Source organism: Clostridium sp. AM33-3, assembly GCF_003480315.1.
In the GTDB taxonomy this organism is placed as follows: Bacteria; Bacillota; Clostridia; order Lachnospirales; family Lachnospiraceae; genus Brotaphodocola.
On the sequence record NZ_QUIV01000007.1, the window covers coordinates 77,498 to 96,166 of the forward strand.

Genomic DNA, 18,669 nt, shown 5'->3' on the forward strand with positions numbered 1-18,669 from the left:
ATATGAGATTACAGACATACATATTAAGAAAAAAGATAAAGAAAGAAGATGAATGATGATGCCACTTACTATGGCGCCGGTTGGCCAGGCAAGCAAGATCCAGAGAGTCGGAGGAAACGATGAAACCAAGCGTTTTCTGGCAAATCTCGGATTTGTGGTTGGATCTGAGGTAACAGTTATTTCCGCGATCGGAGGCAACGTGATCGTGAACATCAAAGATTCTAGAGTTGCAATTAATCAGGATATGGCTCGTCACATCATGGTAGCGTAAGCTTCCCGTGAGTGCGTAACTATATACAATTGAGATTTATCTGTCGTTTTGCTGTGGCGCATAAATAAGGCAGATGACAGTGATTTTTGGGAAAGGAGAATAAGACGATGACTTTAGGTGATGCAGAAGTTGGAAGTACTGTTGTGGTAACCAAGATCAGTGGTGATGGTGCTTACAAGCGTCGTATTATGGACATGGGTATCACGAAAGGAAGCGAGCTTTACATCAGAAAAGTTGCTCCTCTTGGAGACCCGGTTGAAATTACCGTCAGAGGCTATGAGCTTTCTGTCAGAAAAGACGATGCTCAGTGCGTAGAGGTAAAATAATTTAACCACATCATATGACAACAACAAGGAAAGAGAGCGAGGAAAAAATGGCAATTAAAATTGCACTTGCCGGAAACCCGAACTGTGGTAAAACAACCATGTTCAATGCCCTCACCGGTGCAAACCAGTATGTAGGTAACTGGCCGGGTGTTACGGTAGAGAAAAAAGAAGGCAAATTAAAGACAAAAGGAAAACATGAGGATGTGATCGTGACCGACCTTCCGGGTATTTACTCCATGTCTCCATATACACTGGAGGAGGTTGTCAGCCGTGACTACGTGCTGAAAGAGAACCCGGATGTCATCGTGGACCTTGTGGATTCCACCAATATCGAGCGTAACTTATACTTAACTACTCAGCTCATTGAGACTGGCGTTCCGGTAGTCATCGCATTGAACATGACTGACCTTCTGGAGAAGCGCGGCATGAAAATTGATGTTGCACGCCTGTCCATGTTAATGAACTGCCCGGTTGTTGAGACTTCCGCATTAAAGCAGACCGGTCTTGACAAACTGATCGACAAGGCTGTTGAGGTTGCCCGTAAAAAGGAAGCGGATCTGCCGAAAGAAATCTTCTCAGAAGAATTGGAGAAGGCAGTCGCAGCGGTTGCCGAGGTCCTTCCGGAGAGCATTTCTGCTGACAAAAAGAGATGGTACGCTGTAAAATTCCTTGAGAACGACAGCAAGGTTGTTGAGAGCGTGGCACTTCCGGCATCTGCAGCAAGCGTTGTAGAGTCCGTAAGAAAAGAACTTGAAGAAAAGCATGATGATGATATGGAGAGTATCGTAACCGACGAGCGTTACAAATTCATCCAGAAAGTCGTTTCCTCTTCTGTAAAGAAGGGCAAAGACAAGATGACTGCATCCGATAAGATCGACCAGATCGTAACCAACCGTATCCTTGGTATCCCGATCTTCATCGCGATCATGTGGGTTGTTTATTACATATCCGTAACGACGGTTGGTACCTTTGTTACCGACTGGACCAATGATACTTTCGTAGGTGCCATTCAGGAGGTTGCTACCAACTTCCTCACCAATGCAGGTGCAAGTGATTTCATCATCAGCCTTGCTGTTGACGGTGTCATCGGCGGCCTGGGTGCAGTCCTCGGATTTATGCCGCAGATGGCAATCCTGTTTTTATTCCTGTCCGTCCTTGAGGACTGCGGCTACATGGTACGTATCGCCTTCGTCATGGACCGTGTATTCCGTCACTTCGGACTGTCCGGTAAGAGCTTCATCCCGCTGCTGATTTCATCCGGTTGCGGTATTCCTGGAATCATGGCCTCCAAGACCATCGAGCAGGATAATGACAGACGCCTTACCATTATGACCGCTACCTTTGTTCCGTGCGGTGCGAAGCTTCCGGTTATCGCTCTTATGGGCGGTGTTATGGCTGGTTATGTAACCGGCTGGGACATTGCCGGCTTTATCACCCCGCTCATGTACTTTGTAGGTATCGTTGCAGTATTAGTTGCAGCGATCATGTTAAAGAAGACCAAGCCGTTCTCCGGCAAGCCGGCTCCGTTCGTTATGGAGCTGCCGCAGTACCACATCCCGTCTGCAAGAACTGTGCTTCTGCATGTATGGGAGAGACTGAAGGGCTTCTTCATCAAGGCAGGTACAGTTCTGTTCCTGGCCTGCGTAGTGATGTGGATCTTAAGCACCTTCGGTGTTCAGGATGGCGCATTTGGTATGGTTGAGGATTCCGCAGACAGCCTTATGGCTATCGTCGGCGGTGCTATCGCTCCGCTGTTCGCACCGCTTGGATGGGGCGAGTGGCAGCCGGTTGCAGCTGCAATCTCCGGATTCAGCGCAAAAGAGGGTATCGTTTCTACCATGGGTGTACTTGCAAACGTTGCAGGTGATGTCGAGGATGCAGATACCGTTGCTGCAGGCGTTGGCATGTGGTTCCCGACTGCTCTGGCAGGATTCAGCTTCCTTTTGTTCAACCTGCTTGATTCTCCGTGTCTGGCAGCGATTTCTACCATGGCAAAAGAGATGCAGAGTCGTAAGTGGTTCTGGTTCGCAATTGTATTCCAGAACGTATTTGCTTACGCTGTAACCCTGGTCATTTACCAGATCGGTTCCTTCTTACTGTATGGTACCTTCGGTGCCTGGACCGTGATCGCATTCGCAGTACTGCTGTTTATGCTGTTCATGCTGTTCCGTCCGGATCCGTACAAAGATCAGAAAACCTACGCCAAGAGATCTGTGCAGGCTGCCTCATAAGCAATCTGCATGTGAAATCCATTTTGAAATTGAATTTTGCAGCTCCGGTTTTCACCGGCCGGAGCTGTCTTGAAAGAAGGGAAACGAAGTGTTAGCAGATATTGTTGTAGTGGCTGTCATCGCCGGATACTGTTTTTATGTGCTTAAAAAGCATCACGATCAGAAAAAGTCGGGCGGATGTACCGGAGGCTGCGCCGGCTGTGCGGGCTGTACAGGCTGCCATCCTTCCGCCCCGGATTCGAAAGAAAATAACTGATTTCAGAAGGGCAGTACCGCTGCCCTTTCTGAAAAAACAGGAGTTAGCAAAAACTAACCAAAAACGACCCAAAGGAGGTATTTTATGTCAGCTGAGGCAAAAAAAGGATTTATTATTTCTGAATTGAAAAAGAATGGCTGCCGGATTACCAGCCAGAGAAAGCTTCTGATCGATGTGATCCTGCAGGATGAGTGCAGCTGCTGCAAGGAGATTTATTACAAAGCAGCAAAGCGTGACCCAAGTATCGGTATGGCTACCGTTTACCGTATGGTAAAAACGCTGGAGGAGGCAGGTCTGATCCAGAGAAAAAACATGTACCGCATTGATTACGATATGGGAGAGCAAATGGCGTTTGCATGAAAGGAAAAAGAAAAGGAGCGTTAATGAGAAAAATTATCATTAACGCCCCCTTTCTGCCTTTATTAAGAAATTTTATCAATAAAACTCTTGAAAATTAGAATTCGATGCGTTACAATACGCGTTAAACAAAAAATAAAAATACTTATGAGGAGGAATCCAGTTATGTTAAAGATTTTAAAAGCATTAGATATCAAGAAATCCGGAGTGTTCGCAGCAGGCGTTCTGTTCGGTACTGCAGGTGTTAAGATCCTTGCAAGTGAAGATGCCAAGAAGGTTTACACCAACTGCACAGCAGCTGTCCTTCGTGCAAAAACATGCGTTCTGAACGTAGCAGCAAGCGTACAGGCTAACGCAGAGGATATCCTGGCAGAGGCTCAGCAGATCAACGAGGAGCGTGCGGCAAAGGCTGAGGCTGCGGCCTTCGCTGATGAGGCAGCAGAGGATGTTGAGAACGCACCAGAGGCAGCAGACGCTGAGTAATTTCAAACCATTTACCAAGCAGAGACAACTGTAAGAAAAAGCATGCGCTCTGTTTTGGAAACAAAGCAGGAAAAGGATGCACGATCATGCTCTGCATCCTTTTTCATTGCCGGAAATGGCTTAATGCGCTGCTGGCGCATTGATTACTGACAGAGAACGTTACGAAAATAGTAACGAAAAGGTAACTATTCAGTAGGTCTGCGCATTTACTGCGCTGACCGTAAGAAAACATAGGATGGCAGGCAAAAATCCCATTGCCGCAGGCAATTTTCATGGATTTTTGCTCGTGACTGTGAAGGTACTGAGCAGTTACACGAAAAGAGGAATACACTATGAAATTTGTGATCAAACATGAGATCCGCGGAAGAATCCGTGTTCAGATCCTGCAGGGCCGCATGAGCATTGAGCAGGCAGACATCCTGCAGTATTATTTTAACGCAAAACCATACTCCATTTCCGTAAAAGTGCGGGAGCGTCTGAGTGAAATTGTGATTCATTACGATGGTGACCGGGAAACGGTTGTCCGTGATCTGCAGACATTTTCCTACGAAAAGGCAGAAGTTCCGGAGTCTTATATCCAGAATTCCGGCCGTGCCCTAAACAGCGAATACTGGGAAAAGCTGATGACCCGTGTCATCATGCGTGTGGGAAATAACCTGTTTTTACCTGCAGGCGTCCGTGCAGTCATTACTTCTGTGAAATCTGTAAAATATATCTGGAAGGGAATCTGTACGCTGGCAGCCAGAAAGATCGAGGTTCCGGTCCTGGATGCAACCGCCATTGGTGTTTCTATTATAAGAAGTGATTTTGACACAGCCGGCTCTGTCATGTTCCTGCTTGGCATCGGCGAGATCCTGGAGGAATGGACCCACAAGAAGTCGGTGGGTGACCTGGCGCGCAGCATGTCCTTAAATATCACCAAGGTATGGCTGGTAAGTGACGGACAGGAGGTCCTGGTTCCGACCACGACAATTCAGAAATCGGATCTGGTACGCATTCATATGGGCAATGTGATCCCGTTTGACGGCGAGGTGGCAGACGGCGAAGCTATGGTTAATCAGGCCTCCTTAACCGGTGAGTCCGTTCCGGCTGAAAAAACGAAGGGTGCCACGGTTTATGCAGGTACTGTAGTGGAAGAGGGAGAAATCACCATCCGTGTCAAAGAGACCGGAGGCTCCAGCAAATTTGATAAGATCGTGACCATGATCGAGGAATCTGAAAAACTGAAATCTTCCCTGGAGGGTAAGGCAGAGCATCTGGCAGATACCCTGGTTCCCTACAGTCTGTTTGGCACCGGCCTGACCTGGCTGATCACCAGAAACACAACCAAGGCACTTTCGATCCTGATGGTAGACTTCTCCTGTGCCCTGAAGCTGGCTATGCCGATCTCGGTACTGTCCGCGATCCGCGAGGCCAATATGTACGACATTACGGTGAAGGGCGGCAAGTATCTGGAGGCAATGGCAGAGGCCGACACGATCGTCTTTGATAAGACCGGTACTCTGACCAAGGCACAGCCGACTGTGGTCGATGTGGTTTCCTTTAACAATATGACAGGTGATGAGCTTCTGCGCATCGCGGCATGTCTGGAAGAGCATTTCCCGCACTCCATGGCAAAGGCTGTGGTTGATGCGGCAAAGAAGAAGCATCTCGTTCATGAGGAACTGCACAGCAAGGTAGAGTATATTGTTGCACACGGCATTTCCACCACACTGGAAGATAAGATGGGAGATAAAAAGGCTATTATCGGCAGTGCGCATTTCGTTTTTGAGGATGAAAAATGTACCGTTCCGAAAGGCAGACAGGAAGCATTCGATGCTCTTGCGCCGGAATACTCGCATCTGTATCTGGCCATCGACGGTGAACTGGCTGCTGTCATCTGCATCCAGGATCCGCTGCGTGAGGAAGCCCGCGATGTCATTGCTTCCTTAAAAGAGGCGGGCATCAGCAAGGTTGTCATGATGACCGGAGACAGTGAGCGTACTGCCAAAGCCATTGCGGCCATGGCCGGTGTAGACGAGTATTATTCGGAGGTGCTGCCGGAGGATAAGGCAAGCTTTGTGGAAAAAGAAAAGGCTGCGGGGCGTAAGGTCATCATGATCGGTGACGGTATTAACGATTCCCCGGCGCTTTCTGCCGCGAACGTGGGCATTGCCATCAGTGACGGCGCAGAGCTGGCCAGAGAGATCGCGGATGTGACCATAGGCGCAGACAATCTGTACGAGGTGGTAACCTTAAAGCTGATCAGTAATCATCTGATGCAGCGTATCCATTGGAATTACCGCACGATCGTCGGCTTCAATGCCGGACTGATCGCTCTGGGCGTTCTGGGAGTGCTCACACCGGCAACCTCTGCCCTCCTGCACAATACCTCTACCCTGCTGATCAGTTTAAAGAGCATGCAGAACCTGCTTCCGGAATAAAGACAAGCTGTAGTTGAGAATCTTTCCTTAGAAGCACTTCAGACAACTTTAGAAAAAGACTGGACTTGCCTGGGAATATCGTTTATGATAGTAGTAATTCCCTTACTGGGACAGGAGGTTGTTGTTGTATGCATGAATCAGGGGAAAACTATCTGGAAACAATACTGATGATCAAGGAAAAGAAAGGAGTTGTCCGTTCCATCGATGTGGCGCGCGCACTGAATTTCAGTAAGCCGAGCGTCAGCAGAGCTATGGGCCTGCTGCGGGATCAGGGATTCATTTCCATGGAACAGGGCGGTGACATCCAGCTTACAGAGGAGGGCCTTGCCAAGGCGAAATCCATCTACGCGCGTCACCTTCTCCTGACTGCTTTTCTACAGGAAGTAACCGGCGTTTCGGAAGAAATGGCTGAGGAAAATGCCTGCCGTATGGAGCACATTCTGGATCAGGAAGTGGTCGACGGGATCAGTACCTACATGTCAAAAAGTAAATAGAGCAAAGAGTATGCCGGGCATGAACTGCCCGGCATATTGACATTCTGCGTATTTTGTGACAGAATGGAAAACGGTAGCGGCTGCTAACAGCCGCTTTGGAAACAGCATTAAGGATTATGAAAGAAAAGAAGGGATCATCATGACAAAGATTGATATTATCTCCGGCTTTTTAGGAGCAGGAAAAACTACATTTATTAAGAAACTTTTACAGGAAGCTATCAAGGGGGAGCAGGTTGTCCTCATTGAGAACGAGTTTGGCCAGATTGGTATCGACGGCGGTTTCTTAAAGGATTCCGGTATCGAGATCCGTGAGATGAACTCCGGCTGTATCTGCTGCTCTTTAGTAGGTGATTTCGGTAAATCTCTGGAGGAAGTACTGACCAAGTACAAACCAGAGCGAGTGATCATTGAGCCTTCCGGCGTAGGCAAGCTGTCTGACGTTATGAATGCCGTCCGCGACGTGGCAAAGAATCTGGATGTAAAATTAAACAGCGCGGTCACCATCGTAGACGCCACCAAGTGTAAAATGTATATGAAGAACTTCGGTGAGTTCTTTAACAATCAGATCGAGAATGCAGGTACTATCGTAATGAGCCGTACCGATGTGGCTGATTCCAGGAAGGTGCTGGCAGACGTGGATCTCTTACGTGAGCACAACAAGGACGCAAGTATCGTGACTACCCCGATCGACCAGCTGACCGGAGCACAGCTTTTAGAGCTCATCGAGAAGCCGGATACCATGATGGAAGAGCTGCTGGCCCAGGTGAAGGAGGAGCATGCGCACCATCATCATCATGACCATGACGGACATTGCAGCTGCGGCTGTGAGGATCATGACCATGAAGACCATGATCATGAGGAGCATGAGCATCATCATCACCACGATCACGATGGCGAATGCGGCTGCGAGGATCACGACCATGAGCACCACCATCACGACCATGAGGAGCATCATCATCACCACGATCATGACGATGCGTGCGGCTGCGAGGATCACGACCACGAGCATCATCACGACCACGATGATGAGTGTAGCTGTGGCTGCCATGACCATGAGCATCACCATCATCATGCAGATGAGGTGTTCTCAAGCTGGGGTCTTGAGACTATTGACGCAGTGAACAAGGATCAGCTGACTGCGATCCTGGAAGAGCTGGCTTACGGCAATGAGTACGGAGATATTCTTCGTGCCAAGGGCATGCTTCCGGGTGAGAAAGAGGGCGAGTGGTACTACTTCGATATGGTTCCGGAGCAGTACGAGATCCGCACCGGAGCACCGGATTATACCGGTAAGGTATGTGTCATCGGAGCAAACTTAAAAGAAGATGAATTAAAGAAAGCTTTTGGCAGAAACGAATAAGGACAGGTACAGAATATGGGACCAATGATTGACGATGAAGTAACGCCGGTATTTCTGATCAATGGATTTTTAGAGGCAGGAAAGACCGAATTTTTATCCTTCACCATGGAGCAGGATTATTTCCGGACTGAGGGCAAGACCCTTCTGATCGTATGTGAGGAGGGGGACACGGAGTACGATGACGCGCTCTTAAAAGACACAAAGACCTCGGTTGTGTATGTAGACAGCCTGGATGAGATCACGCCGGAGCGTTTAACAGAGCTGGAGCTTCTGCATCAGCCGGAGCGTGTGCTGATCGAGTGGAACGGCATGTGGAACCAGGACGATTTAAAGCTTCCGAAGGACTGGACTATTTACCAGCAGATTACCATCATTGACATGTCTACGTTTGAGCTGTATGTGAAGAACATGAAGTCACTGTTAAATGCCATGGTAAAGAACTCAGAGCTTATCATCTGCAACCGGTGCGATGGTATCGAGGATCTGGAACGCTATAAGCGTATGCTCAAATCCATGAACACCCAGTGTGACATTGTATTTGAGGATGAAAACGGTGAGATTGATGAGATCTCTGAGGAAGATCTTCCTTATGATATGAAGGCAGATGTGATCAAGATCAGCCCGGAAGCATACGGTATCTGGTACATTGACTGCATGGACAAGCCGGAGCGTTATAAGGGCAAGGTGGTGGAATTTACCGCGATGGTCATGAAATCCTCAAATTTCCCGAAAAACTATTTTGTTCCGGGACGTATGGCTATGACCTGCTGCGCAGAGGATATGACCTTCCTTGGATATATCTGTAAATCCAAGGATGCGCGTAATCTGGAAACCAGGCAGTGGGTGACCGTGCGTGCGCGTGTTGAGATTGAATACTGGCAGGATTACAACGGTGAGGGTCCGGTGCTTTACGCAGAGGAAGTTGTGCCGGCTGAGCCGATCAAGGATGTTGTTCAGTTTGGCTAAAAAATGTTTTAAATGGAATACAAAAAAGGAGCTTTGCGGGATGAACCTGCAAAGCTCCTTTTTTGTAAGACATATTTATTCGATGGTAGTGCCGGCTTTGCCGTTGACAGCGTCCTCAGCCTTTGCCATGGTGGTGATGATGGCACTGCGGTTTTTGCCTGCCTTCAGGAAGGAAAGGGCCGCGTCAATCTTCGGCAGCATGGATGAGGTGCCGAACTGGCCTTCCTCAGCATATTTTTCTGCTTCTTCCACGCTCATGTGGGAAAGCGGAGTCTCGTCTGCCTTGCCATAGTTTAAGGAAACCTGCTCCACGTCGGTCAGGATCATGAGAACATCGGCATCGATCTCTTTTGCGAGAAGGCCGCTTACCAGATCCTTCTCGATGACGGCACTGGCACCGCGCAGCTCGCAGCCCTGCTCCATGACCGGAATACCGCCGCCGCCGCAGGAAATGACGATCTGGTCAGCATCCATAAGGGTACGGATGGTATCGATCTCTACAATGCCGACCGGCTTCGGAGCGGAAACAATACGCTGCCAGCCCTTGCCGGAAACCTCTGTCACGTAATTGCCCTTTGCTTCTTCGGCATCTGCCTGCGCTCTGGTCATGTAACGGCCGATCTTTTTTACCGGATTGTAAAAGGATTCATCATACGGGTCTACCATAACCTGAGTAAGAACAGTGGAGACTGGTTTGTAGATCCCTCGCTTTAACAGGGCAGAACGGATGCCGTTCTGAAGATCATAGCCGATATAGCCCTGACTCATAGCAGAGCAGACGGACATGGGAGCCGGGGTGTAGCCCTCGTCCTCATGGTTGGAGCAAAGCTCATTCATAGCCGTGTGGATCATGCCGACCTGAGGTGCGTTGCTGTGGACAACAGCAACCTGCCAGCCGTTCTGGATGAAATCTGCAATTAATTTTGAGGTGGCAGCTACAGCCTTTTTCTGCTCCGGGAGATTGGTGCCCAGGGCATCGTGACCAAGCGCCATAACAATTCTTTTCTTTGCCATATGATCAAATCCTTTCTGTTTGTGAATTTGGGATAATACTGTTTGAGCAACAGTGTTTGCGTTCATTATAGTGTTTCTGCTTGAAAATTGCAACCAGTTTATGGTATAGTGAGAGAGTTATATCAGAATCAATGCTGATGTGAAAATAGAGAGAATATTTATGGAAATACCATATGGAAAACAAAGACAATAAGGCGCTCCGGACAGCTTTTTGGCTGCTTGGACCGCTCCTCTTTTATGAACTTTGCACGGAGGCTGCCGGCCTGGCATGTTCTTTATTTGGTACACAGGATGCCATGGCTGTGACTGGGGGCGGAGCGCTTCTGGCGCTACCGTTTCTGTATGCTGCATACCGGAAAAAACGGAGCATGGATATGAAACCGATGCAGTGTCCCAGGCATTTGCCGGCCGGCTGCTTTTTCGCAGCTGTGGCTGGCAGTGGTGCCTGTCTCTGTCTGAATGTGCTCCTTAAGGCCCTGATGCTCTCTGATGGCTGGAGCAGCACGCGGGAGGCCGTATACGGAGCCTCTATGACGGTCCGGGTTCTGGTGACGGTTCTGCTTGCGCCTCTGACCGAAGAGCTTCTGTTTCGCGGTCTGATCCGCACAGAACTGAGAACCCATATGAGAGCGCGCACGGCAGCTTTTCTGGGTGCATTGCTGTTTGGCCTGTACCACGGAAACTTAAGCCAGGGGATCTACGCGTTTCTTCTGGCCCTGTGTCTGGAGCTGGTATGTGAATGGAGCGGCTCTCTGCTTCCGGCGGTATGCCTGCATGCGGGAGCCAATGGGGCGGCTATCTGCATGACTGAGCTGATGGCCGGTCATGCAGCGGTTTTCAATCTGCCAGGTGTCACCTTTTTTGCAGCAGCGGGTACAGCTTTGGCAGCTGCAGCGTTATATAAAACCAAGGAGGTTTTTTCTAAATCATGAAATTATTATCCATTGCAATTCCCTGTTATAATTCAGAAGCCTACATGAGAAACTGCATTGAGTCCCTGCTTCCGGGCGGAGATGAGGTGGAGATCCTGATCGTAGATGACGGCTCTGTCAAGGACAACACTGCCCAGATCGCGGACGAGTACGAGGCACGCTATCCGGGTATCTGCCGTGCAATCCATCAGGAGAACGGCGGTCATGGTGAGGCCGTAAACGCAGGACTGCGGGCAGCAACCGGTATTTATTTTAAAGTTGTAGACAGTGATGACTGGGTCAACGCAGAGGCGTACAAAGAGGTCCTGGAGACCCTGCGCAGCTTCGTTATGGGTGAGCAGACACTGGATATGCTGATCACTAATTTCGTATACGAGAAGCAGGGCGCAAAGCACAAACGCGTCATGCAGTACCGCACGGCTCTGCCAAAGCGCCAGCTTTGCACCTGGAAGGATGTGAAGGTGTTCATGCTGGGCCAGTACATTCTCATGCATTCTGTGATCTACCGTACCCAGATGCTGAAGGAGTGTGGTCTGGAACTGCCGAAGCACACCTTCTATGTAGATAATATTTTCGTATTCCAGCCGCTGCCGTACGTGAAGACCTTCTACTACCTGGATGTAAACTTTTACCGCTATTTCATCGGCAGACAGGATCAGTCTGTGAATGAGCAGGTCATGATCGGCCGTATTGACCAGCAGCTTTTAGTGACCCGTCTGATGCTCGGATACTATCACAGCGCAAAGATCACGAGCTACAAGCTCCGCCATTACATGGTGCGCTACCTGGAAATCATGATGACCATCTGCTCCATCCTGGCCATCAAATCCGGCACCGATGAGAACATGGAAAAGAAAAAGCAGATATGGGAAGATCTGCGGGAGCAGGATCTGGCTCTGTATATGCGCCTGCGCTGGGGCTTTTTGGGACAGAGCATGAATCTTCCTGGCAAGAGCGGCCGCACCGTATCCATTGCCGGCTACAAGATCAGCCAGAAGTTCTTTGGATTTAACTAGTTTTGAAAATTTAGAATTGACGATGGTTTTAAAATAGTGTATCATTATCCCGTTAATACTTTAATGAGAAAAAGTAATAATGAGCAAGATACCGGTACACATGTTTGTATCTGTTTCTTACAGGAAACAGGGTGGTTTCAAAAAGAAGAGGAAGGTCCGTCCCTGCGTGGGGCGGACCTTTTTTTCCTTAATAAGTTATCAGAAAGCCTTCGATGCGCGGGGGCGACTGCCGACAGCAGGTCCTTCGCATCGGAATGTCTGAACATCTTACTTCTATACATCGAGTGACTGCCGACAGCAGGTTCTTTGTATGCCAACAATTCCGAAACAAAAAACAGGTTGTATTCAAAAATCATAACAGGGGGATTCTGCCCTTTTATGAGGTATCACACAACAGGGAAAGGGGTTAAAGGGTATATGAAAACCTATAAAAAACTCATGAATGCCCTCGCAGGACTGGAAAAGCTGGTGCTGGAAATCGCAACGGTACTGATTCTCGTCCTGACGGTGGGAAATGTATTTTCACGAAAAGTCATTCATCAGTCCTGGTCTTTTACCGAGGAACTGGTGGTTGCAGTGTTTGTACTGATCACGCTGCTTGCGGCAGCGTTAGCATGCCGGGATGGCGAGCTGGTTAATCTGACCATTCTGACAGACCGTCTTCCGGCGCAGGTAAGAAAAGTGTTTTTGCTTTTCAGCACCATTCTTTCCGTAGCCTTCACCGCAGTACTGTTTAAATATGGCCTGGATAAGGTCATCACCCAGATGCAGAACGGCAAGCGTACCTTCGTGCTGAACTGGCCGGAGTGGATCTTCTGGTCCTTTGTGCCGATCGGCGCAGCCTGCATGATCCTGCATTTTATTGAGTTTTATCTTGACAGCTGTGGAAAGGAGGACAATGACAAATGATCAGTGCAGTATTATTTGTTTCCTTTTTTATTTTCCTGATCATGGGTATTCCGATTGGAATCTGTCTCGGTCTTTCTTCCGTATGTGCGATTCTCTATTCCGGCACATCCTTAACGATCGTGGCAACCAACATGTATTCCGGCATCAGCAAGTTTCTGCTGCTTGCCATTCCGTTTTTTGTACTGTCCGGCAACATCATGGCAAAGGCAGGCATCTCCAAGCGCCTGATCAGGTTCGTTAATACCTGTGTCGGACACAGAAGAGGCGGCATCGCCATCGTGTGTGTAATCGTAGCCTGCTTCTTTGGCGCGATCTCCGGTTCCGGTCCGGCTACCGTGGCAGCGCTGGGGGCAGTCCTGATCCCGGCCATGATCGAGCAGGGCGGCTTCTCCGCACCGTTCTCCGCGGCCTTAATGGCAACGGCAAGCTCCATCGCCATTGTCATCCCGCCAAGTATCGCATTCGTTGTTTACGCATCCATCACCGGGGTTTCGATTGCGGATATGTTTACCGCAGGAATCGTTCCGGGTATTTTAATGGGTGTGGCTTTAGTCATCGTGGTTATGATCGAGGCCCGCAAGAACAACATCCAGTCCAGCCAGAAGCGCGCCAGCGGAAAAGAGCGCTGGGAGGCATTCAAGGACGCGTTCTGGGGACTGTTAATGCCCGTCATCATCCTGGGCGGCATTTACGGCGGTATCTTTACCCCGACCGAGGCAGCAGCCGTATCCGTTGTATATGGTCTGTTTGTCGGTATCTTTATTTACAGGGAAGTAAGCTTTAAGGATCTGCGTGGGCTTCTCGTGGAGTCCGGAAAGACCACCGGCGGTATCATGCTCATTGTAGCAAGCGCCTCTCTGTTCTCCTTTGTATGCACCAAATTCGGTATCGCCCAGGCGGCATCCGATTTACTGGGAAGCATTGCCCACAACCAGTTCACCTTCCTTCTGATCGTGAATGTGATCTTCCTGATCGCAGGCTGCTTTATCGATGCAAACTCTGCAATGTACATCTTCATCCCGATCATGCTGCCGGTATGTAAGGCCCTGGGTTACGATGTGGTAGCGTTCGGTATCGTGGCAACCGTGAACCTGGCCATCGGTCAGGTAACTCCGCCGGTCGGCGTAAACCTGTTTGTTGCGATTTCCGTAAAACTCAAAAAAGGCATGGAGGTGGACATTCCGAAGATTTCCCGTGCCGTTATGCCGATGATCGTGGCCTCTGTTATCGTTCTGCTGCTGATCACCTATGTACCGTCTATTTCCACCTTTCTTCCGAAGGCACTGGCAGGAGAGGGCTCCTACAGCGGAACCGTTGCGGCTTCCTCTGACGGTCAGGCAGATAGTGAAAAGGACAGCGGTCCGGCTGACTTTAACGAGATTGGCGATTACAGTAATTTAGACTGGAAAGAGCAGACCTGGAACTTCACCTGTTCCACCACTGAGACCAGTACCTGGGCTGAGGGTGGACGCAAATTCGGCGAGCTTATGGAAAAGGCAACCGGCGGCAAGATCAAGGTCAATGTATATGCAGCAGACCAGCTGACTAACGGAAACCAGTCCGAGGGAATCCAGGCGCTGATGAATGGCGATCCGGTTCAGATCTCCATGCACAGTAACCTGATCTACTCTGCGTTTGACCCACGCTTCAACGTGGTATCCCTGCCATACCTTTTCAGCTCCGTAGAGGAGGCTGACGCCATGTTAGACGGCAGAGCCGGTGATATGTTAAAAGACATCTTAGCCGAGTATGACCTGCACTGCATGGGTATTGCAGAGAACGGCTTCCGCCAGCTGACCAACAGCGTCCGCGAGATCAGATCCGTGGATGATATGAAAAACTTAAAGGTCCGTGTTGCAGGAAGCAATCTGCTCATGGAGTGCTATAAGAGATGGGGCGCAGATGCCACGAATATGAACTGGTCCGAGACCTACACCGCGCTGCAGCAAAAGACCGTAGACGGACAGGAAAATCCGCTTCCGGCAATCGACGCGGCAAGCGTTCAGGAGGTACAGCCTTACTGTTCTTTATGGAACGCAAATTATGACTGTCTGTTCTTCTGCATTAACCAGAAGATTTATGATGCTCTGACACCGGAGCAGCAGGCTGTGGTCGATGAGGCAGGCCAGAAAGCGGTTGATTATGAGCGTTACATCAACCGTGCCGGTGATGAGGAGATCATGGACCGCTGGCAGAATGACAATGGAGTGACCATTACCAGATACGAGGATATGGATGTAGATTCCTTCCAAAATGCTGTTTCCGGCGTAGCTGAGTGGTATCAGAAAGAGCTGGAGAATCAGGGCTACAAAGATGCAGCAGACCTGATCGCAGTCTTCACCGAGAAATCGGACAGCAGCATCGGTGCAGATTCCGTAGAGGACCACAGTGATCTTGGATGGAAAGAGCAGACCTGGAACTTTACCTGCTCCACAACCGAGACCAGTACCTGGGCCGAGGGCGGCCGCAAGTTCGGTGAGCTCGTTGAAAAAGCCACCGGCGGAAAGATCAAGGTCAACGTATACGCGGCAGACCAGCTGACCAACGGTAACCAGTCCGAGGGCATCCAGGCTCTGATCGATGGGGATCCGGTTCAGATCTCCATGCACAGTAACCTGATCTACTCTGCATTTGACCCGCGCTTTAACGTGGTATCCCTGCCATATCTGTTTGATTCTGTTGAGGATGCGGACGCCATGTTAGACGGTGAGGCCGGTGAGATGTTAAAAGACATTTTAAGCGAGTATGGCCTGCACTGCATGGGTATCGCGGAGAATGGTTTCCGTGAACTGACTAACAGTGTCCGCGAGATCAGGTCTGTTGAGGACATGAAAAACCTGAAGATCCGTGTAGCGGGAAGCAACCTGCTTATGGAGTGCTATAAGCGCTGGGGCGCAGATGCCACCAATATGAACTGGTCTGAGACCTACACCGCACTGCAGCAGAAGACGGTGGAAGGCCAGGAGAATCCGCTTCCGGCCATCGATGCCGCAAGCGTACAGGAGGTACAGCCATACTGTTCCTTATGGAATGCAAACTATGACTGCCTGTTCTTCTGCATCAACCAGAAGATTTACGATGATCTGACACCGGAGCAGCAGGCGGTTATTGACGAGTGCGGCGCGCTGGCTACCCGCTACGAGCGTGAGATCAACCGTGCCGGTGACGAGGAGATCATGAAGCGCTGGACTGAAAAGAACGGCGTGACCATCACTTCTCACGAGGACCTGGATATTGATTCCTTCAAGACGGCCGTAGACGGAATTGATGACTGGTTTGTAAATGAGCTGAAGGCACAGAATTATGAGGATGCAGAGGCTCTGATAGCAGCATTCCGGAAATAAAATTATGATAACAGAATGGAGCATAAAGAAAGCGGATGGCCGGGGAGAAATCCGAATTTCGGTCATCCGCTCCGCCAGAAAAAGCCTTGGCCTGGAAGTGCGGGATGCCAATACGGTTCTGGCCCGGATTCCGACCCGCGTTTCCGACCGGGAGCTGAAGGCCTTTGTGGAAAATCACCGAAGCTGGATCCTGGAGAAAACAGAGGTCATGGCAGAGCGTGAGGAGAAACGGAAGAGCACACCGGCACCGCCGCCGGAGCTTTTAAGCAAAACGGACCGGATGAAAATCCAGTTAAAGATCGGAAAGCGGGTGCGGCACTACTGTGAGGCAATGGGTGTGACAGTCGGTTATGTTACCGTAAAGAACCAGAAGACTCGCTGGGGCAGCTGCAGCGCGAAGGGGAATGTTAATTTCAATTACCAGCTGGCATTTCTGCCGGATGAGCTGCTGGACTATGTGGTGATACACGAACTGGCCCACAGGCGCCATATGAACCATTCCAGAGCATTCTGGGCGGAGGTGGAGAAGTATTGTCCGGATTACCTGGAGAGAAGAGAACAGCTGAAAGAGTATTCTTTGTAGGAGGGTGCTATGGCAGATGTAAGAAAACGCATTATTTTCCGTGGCCGCGTGCAGGGCGTGGGCTTCCGCTATACCGCAAAATACCTTGCACAGTCCCTGGGGCTGACCGGCTGGGTGCGCAATGAGTATGATGGAACCGTTCTTCTGGAAATCCAGGGAAGCGAGTATATGATCAATAAGCTGCTGATGGGATTAAACCATAACCAGTTCATTACCATTGAGTGGATGGATACAGAGGAGCTTCCTTTGGACAAAGAGGAAAAGAGCTTTTCTGTCCGGTAGAGCAATATTTTTATAGAAAAAGAGGCGGCTGATGAAAATCAGTGGCCTCTTTTATGCTATGAGGATATATGCCTGTTCCAGAATTCTTCGGAGCATTTTTTGACCTGTGGACTCAGCAGGACCAGTGCGATTAGGTTCGGAATGGTGAGCAGGCCCAGGGCAATATCCTGAATGGTCCAGACGATGTCTATGGCGGTAATAGATCCGATCATGCAGAACAGCGGGAAAAAATATCTGAATTTTTCCGCGATCCGGTGACCGAACAGATAATTTAGGCCAACAAAACCGAAGTACCACTGACTCATCAGAGTGGTGGTGCAGAATAAAAGCAGGCTGATGATGACCAGATATTTCAGAGGATCCCACACTGTGGAAAAAGCGTGTATCATCAGAATGCTTCCGGGCAGACCGGAATCCAGAACGTCGGTTACGCCAAGTACCAGGCCGGAGATGGTGCAGATGACGAATGTGTCTAAAAATACTTCTGTTACGCCGGTGATGCCTTGTTCCACAGGATGCTGTACATTTGCCGCAGAATGGATGACTGGCGCGGATCCTTCGCCGGCTTCGTTGGAATAGAGACCACGCGCAATCCCTTTCTGCATTGCAATGATCATGCTTCCGGCTGTACCTGCGAGCACCGGGCGAAGTCCAAAGGCTCCGGTGACAATGTTAAGGATCACGTCAGGAAGACTTGTGATATGCAGCAGGATAATGACCAGCCCGCTGACTACATAGAGCAGTGCCATGGCTGGAACCAGCTTCTGTGTGATGCGCGCGAGGCGTTTCAGCCCTCCTGCGGAAATTGTAAAAATTAAAATGACCAGAATCACGCCGGTGATTCCTTCTGGAATATGCAAATGATTTTTCATGACGCTGCTGATGGTATTGGATTGGATAAAGTTTCCTCCGATAATCTGGATCACCATGAAAAATGCACACAGGGAAGCGAGAATGGGAGCATGGAGACCATCACGGATATAGTACATGGGGCCGCCGGAATAAGTGCCATCCTCATTTTTTACCCGGTAAAGAAGGCCGAGGATGATTTCTCCATATTTGGTTGCCATACCGACAAAAGCTGCAACCCACATCCAGAAAATAGCCCCGAGGCATCCGGCGAGAACTGCGGTAGAGACTCCTACGATATTGCCGCTGCCGACACAGGAAGCTACGGCGGTGCACAGAGCCTGAAAGGATGAAATTGAGTTGGAATCGCTGGAAGCATGTCGTTTGGTTTTCCATGGCTCCAGAAGTGTTTTCCTGATGATATAAGGAAAATGACGTATCTGGACAAAACCGCTGAGAACGGTATACAATAGTCCGATTCCAAGGAGAACAAATAAGAGCCAGTTTCCCCAGATGATTTGATTTACTCTGTTTAATAGTGGTGTCAGAATCAGCATGCTCCATTCCCCTCTC

At 49.6% G+C, this 18,669-nt stretch carries 18 protein-coding genes; 16 read left to right on the top strand and 2 right to left on the bottom strand.

Annotation, left to right across the window (positions count from 1 at the left end; genetic code table 11):
* Positions 1–52: 52 nt before the first annotated feature.
* From DW819_RS05915 to DW819_RS05960, 10 genes are all read left to right on the top strand, one after another.
* Positions 53–271 (top strand): FeoA family protein, encoded by a 219-nt coding sequence (locus DW819_RS05915; protein ID WP_347560172.1) that lies wholly within the window; start codon positions 53–55, stop codon positions 269–271.
* Positions 272–378: 107 nt separating this feature from the next.
* Entirely contained in the window at positions 379–597 is a 219-nt protein-coding gene (locus DW819_RS05920) for a ferrous iron transport protein A (RefSeq protein ID WP_118732489.1), read from the top strand.
* 47 nt (positions 598–644) lie between these two features.
* The gene (gene feoB, locus DW819_RS05925; RefSeq protein WP_118732490.1) at positions 645–2,828 is read left to right on the top strand and encodes a ferrous iron transport protein B; all 2,184 of its coding nucleotides are present in this window, start codon (positions 645–647) and stop codon (positions 2,826–2,828) included.
* A gap of 88 nt (positions 2,829–2,916) precedes the next feature.
* Positions 2,917–3,084: a FeoB-associated Cys-rich membrane protein gene (locus tag DW819_RS05930; RefSeq protein WP_118732491.1), complete on the top strand. Its 168-nt coding sequence runs from the start codon at positions 2,917–2,919 to the stop codon at positions 3,082–3,084.
* 84 nt (positions 3,085–3,168) lie between these two features.
* A complete protein-coding gene (locus DW819_RS05935) occupies positions 3,169–3,444 on the top strand; it encodes a transcriptional repressor (protein ID WP_118732492.1) in 276 nt (91 codons plus the stop codon).
* Between the two features lie 162 nt (positions 3,445–3,606).
* Positions 3,607–3,924, top strand: a complete 318-nt coding sequence (locus DW819_RS05940; RefSeq protein ID WP_118732493.1) for a DUF6110 family protein — start codon at positions 3,607–3,609, stop codon at positions 3,922–3,924.
* Positions 3,925–4,256: 332 nt separating this feature from the next.
* On the top strand, positions 4,257–6,347 hold the full coding sequence (locus tag DW819_RS05945; RefSeq protein WP_118732494.1) for a heavy metal translocating P-type ATPase: 2,091 nt from the start codon (positions 4,257–4,259) through the stop codon (positions 6,345–6,347).
* A 128-nt stretch (positions 6,348–6,475) separates the two neighbouring features.
* Entirely contained in the window at positions 6,476–6,841 is a 366-nt protein-coding gene (locus tag DW819_RS05950; protein ID WP_118534213.1) for a metal-dependent transcriptional regulator, read from the top strand.
* A gap of 139 nt (positions 6,842–6,980) precedes the next feature.
* Entirely contained in the window at positions 6,981–8,201 is a 1,221-nt protein-coding gene (locus tag DW819_RS05955; RefSeq protein WP_118732495.1) for a CobW family GTP-binding protein, read from the top strand.
* A 15-nt stretch (positions 8,202–8,216) separates the two neighbouring features.
* Positions 8,217–9,167, top strand: coding sequence for a GTP-binding protein (locus DW819_RS05960; RefSeq protein ID WP_118732496.1), 951 nt, complete (start codon positions 8,217–8,219; stop codon positions 9,165–9,167).
* Positions 9,168–9,242: 75 nt separating this feature from the next.
* Here the strand turns inward: DW819_RS05960 and arcC are convergent, their stop codons facing one another.
* Complete coding sequence (gene arcC / locus DW819_RS05965; protein ID WP_118732556.1) at positions 9,243–10,181, bottom strand: carbamate kinase; 939 nt, start codon at positions 10,179–10,181, stop codon at positions 9,243–9,245.
* A 173-nt stretch (positions 10,182–10,354) separates the two neighbouring features.
* Here arcC and DW819_RS05970 point away from each other — a divergent pair, with 173 nt between their 5' ends.
* The 6 genes from DW819_RS05970 (at position 10,355) to DW819_RS05995 (ending at position 17,247) form a co-directional block, all read left to right on the top strand.
* A complete protein-coding gene (locus DW819_RS05970; protein ID WP_118732497.1) occupies positions 10,355–11,113 on the top strand; it encodes a type II CAAX endopeptidase family protein in 759 nt (252 codons plus the stop codon).
* Positions 11,110–12,129, top strand: a complete 1,020-nt coding sequence (locus DW819_RS05975) for a glycosyltransferase family 2 protein (RefSeq protein WP_118732498.1) — start codon at positions 11,110–11,112, stop codon at positions 12,127–12,129. Before DW819_RS05970 ends, DW819_RS05975 begins: the two co-directional genes overlap by 4 nt.
* A 417-nt stretch (positions 12,130–12,546) precedes the next feature.
* Positions 12,547–13,038 (top strand): TRAP transporter small permease, encoded by a 492-nt coding sequence (locus tag DW819_RS05980; RefSeq protein ID WP_118732499.1) that lies wholly within the window; start codon positions 12,547–12,549, stop codon positions 13,036–13,038.
* The gene (locus tag DW819_RS05985) at positions 13,035–16,382 is read left to right on the top strand and encodes a TRAP transporter large permease subunit (RefSeq protein ID WP_118732500.1); all 3,348 of its coding nucleotides are present in this window, start codon (positions 13,035–13,037) and stop codon (positions 16,380–16,382) included. Before DW819_RS05980 ends, DW819_RS05985 begins: the two co-directional genes overlap by 4 nt.
* 4 nt (positions 16,383–16,386) lie before the next feature.
* Entirely contained in the window at positions 16,387–16,965 is a 579-nt protein-coding gene (locus DW819_RS05990) for a M48 family metallopeptidase (RefSeq protein WP_118732501.1), read from the top strand.
* A gap of 9 nt (positions 16,966–16,974) precedes the next feature.
* On the top strand, positions 16,975–17,247 hold the full coding sequence (locus DW819_RS05995; RefSeq protein ID WP_118534205.1) for an acylphosphatase: 273 nt from the start codon (positions 16,975–16,977) through the stop codon (positions 17,245–17,247).
* Positions 17,248–17,303: 56 nt separating this feature from the next.
* On the opposite strand, the gene DW819_RS06000 is transcribed toward DW819_RS05995, so the two are convergent.
* Complete coding sequence (locus DW819_RS06000; RefSeq protein WP_118732502.1) at positions 17,304–18,653, bottom strand: sodium:alanine symporter family protein; 1,350 nt, start codon at positions 18,651–18,653, stop codon at positions 17,304–17,306.
* Positions 18,654–18,669 lie beyond the last annotated feature (16 nt).

Excerpts from the sequence above, each read along its gene's own strand:
- DW819_RS05915 (WP_347560172.1), top strand. The coding sequence starts at position 53 with ATGATGATGCCACTTACTATGGCGCCGGTTGGCCAGGCAAGCAAGATC.
- DW819_RS05920 (WP_118732489.1), top strand. The coding sequence starts at position 379 with ATGACTTTAGGTGATGCAGAAGTTGGAAGTACTGTTGTGGTAACCAAG.
- feoB (WP_118732490.1), top strand. The coding sequence starts at position 645 with ATGGCAATTAAAATTGCACTTGCCGGAAACCCGAACTGTGGTAAAACA.
- DW819_RS05935 (WP_118732492.1), top strand. The coding sequence starts at position 3,169 with ATGTCAGCTGAGGCAAAAAAAGGATTTATTATTTCTGAATTGAAAAAG.
- DW819_RS05940 (WP_118732493.1), top strand. The coding sequence starts at position 3,607 with ATGTTAAAGATTTTAAAAGCATTAGATATCAAGAAATCCGGAGTGTTC.
- DW819_RS05945 (WP_118732494.1), top strand. The coding sequence starts at position 4,257 with ATGAAATTTGTGATCAAACATGAGATCCGCGGAAGAATCCGTGTTCAG.
- DW819_RS05950 (WP_118534213.1), top strand. The coding sequence starts at position 6,476 with ATGCATGAATCAGGGGAAAACTATCTGGAAACAATACTGATGATCAAG.
- DW819_RS05955 (WP_118732495.1), top strand. The coding sequence starts at position 6,981 with ATGACAAAGATTGATATTATCTCCGGCTTTTTAGGAGCAGGAAAAACT.
- DW819_RS05960 (WP_118732496.1), top strand. The coding sequence starts at position 8,217 with ATGGGACCAATGATTGACGATGAAGTAACGCCGGTATTTCTGATCAAT.
- arcC (WP_118732556.1), bottom strand. The coding sequence starts at position 10,181 with ATGGCAAAGAAAAGAATTGTTATGGCGCTTGGTCACGATGCCCTGGGC.
- DW819_RS05970 (WP_118732497.1), top strand. The coding sequence starts at position 10,355 with ATGGAAAACAAAGACAATAAGGCGCTCCGGACAGCTTTTTGGCTGCTT.
- DW819_RS05975 (WP_118732498.1), top strand. The coding sequence starts at position 11,110 with ATGAAATTATTATCCATTGCAATTCCCTGTTATAATTCAGAAGCCTAC.
- DW819_RS05980 (WP_118732499.1), top strand. The coding sequence starts at position 12,547 with ATGAAAACCTATAAAAAACTCATGAATGCCCTCGCAGGACTGGAAAAG.
- DW819_RS05985 (WP_118732500.1), top strand. The coding sequence starts at position 13,035 with ATGATCAGTGCAGTATTATTTGTTTCCTTTTTTATTTTCCTGATCATG.
- DW819_RS05990 (WP_118732501.1), top strand. The coding sequence starts at position 16,387 with ATGATAACAGAATGGAGCATAAAGAAAGCGGATGGCCGGGGAGAAATC.
- DW819_RS05995 (WP_118534205.1), top strand. The coding sequence starts at position 16,975 with ATGGCAGATGTAAGAAAACGCATTATTTTCCGTGGCCGCGTGCAGGGC.
- DW819_RS06000 (WP_118732502.1), bottom strand. The coding sequence starts at position 18,653 with ATGCTGATTCTGACACCACTATTAAACAGAGTAAATCAAATCATCTGG.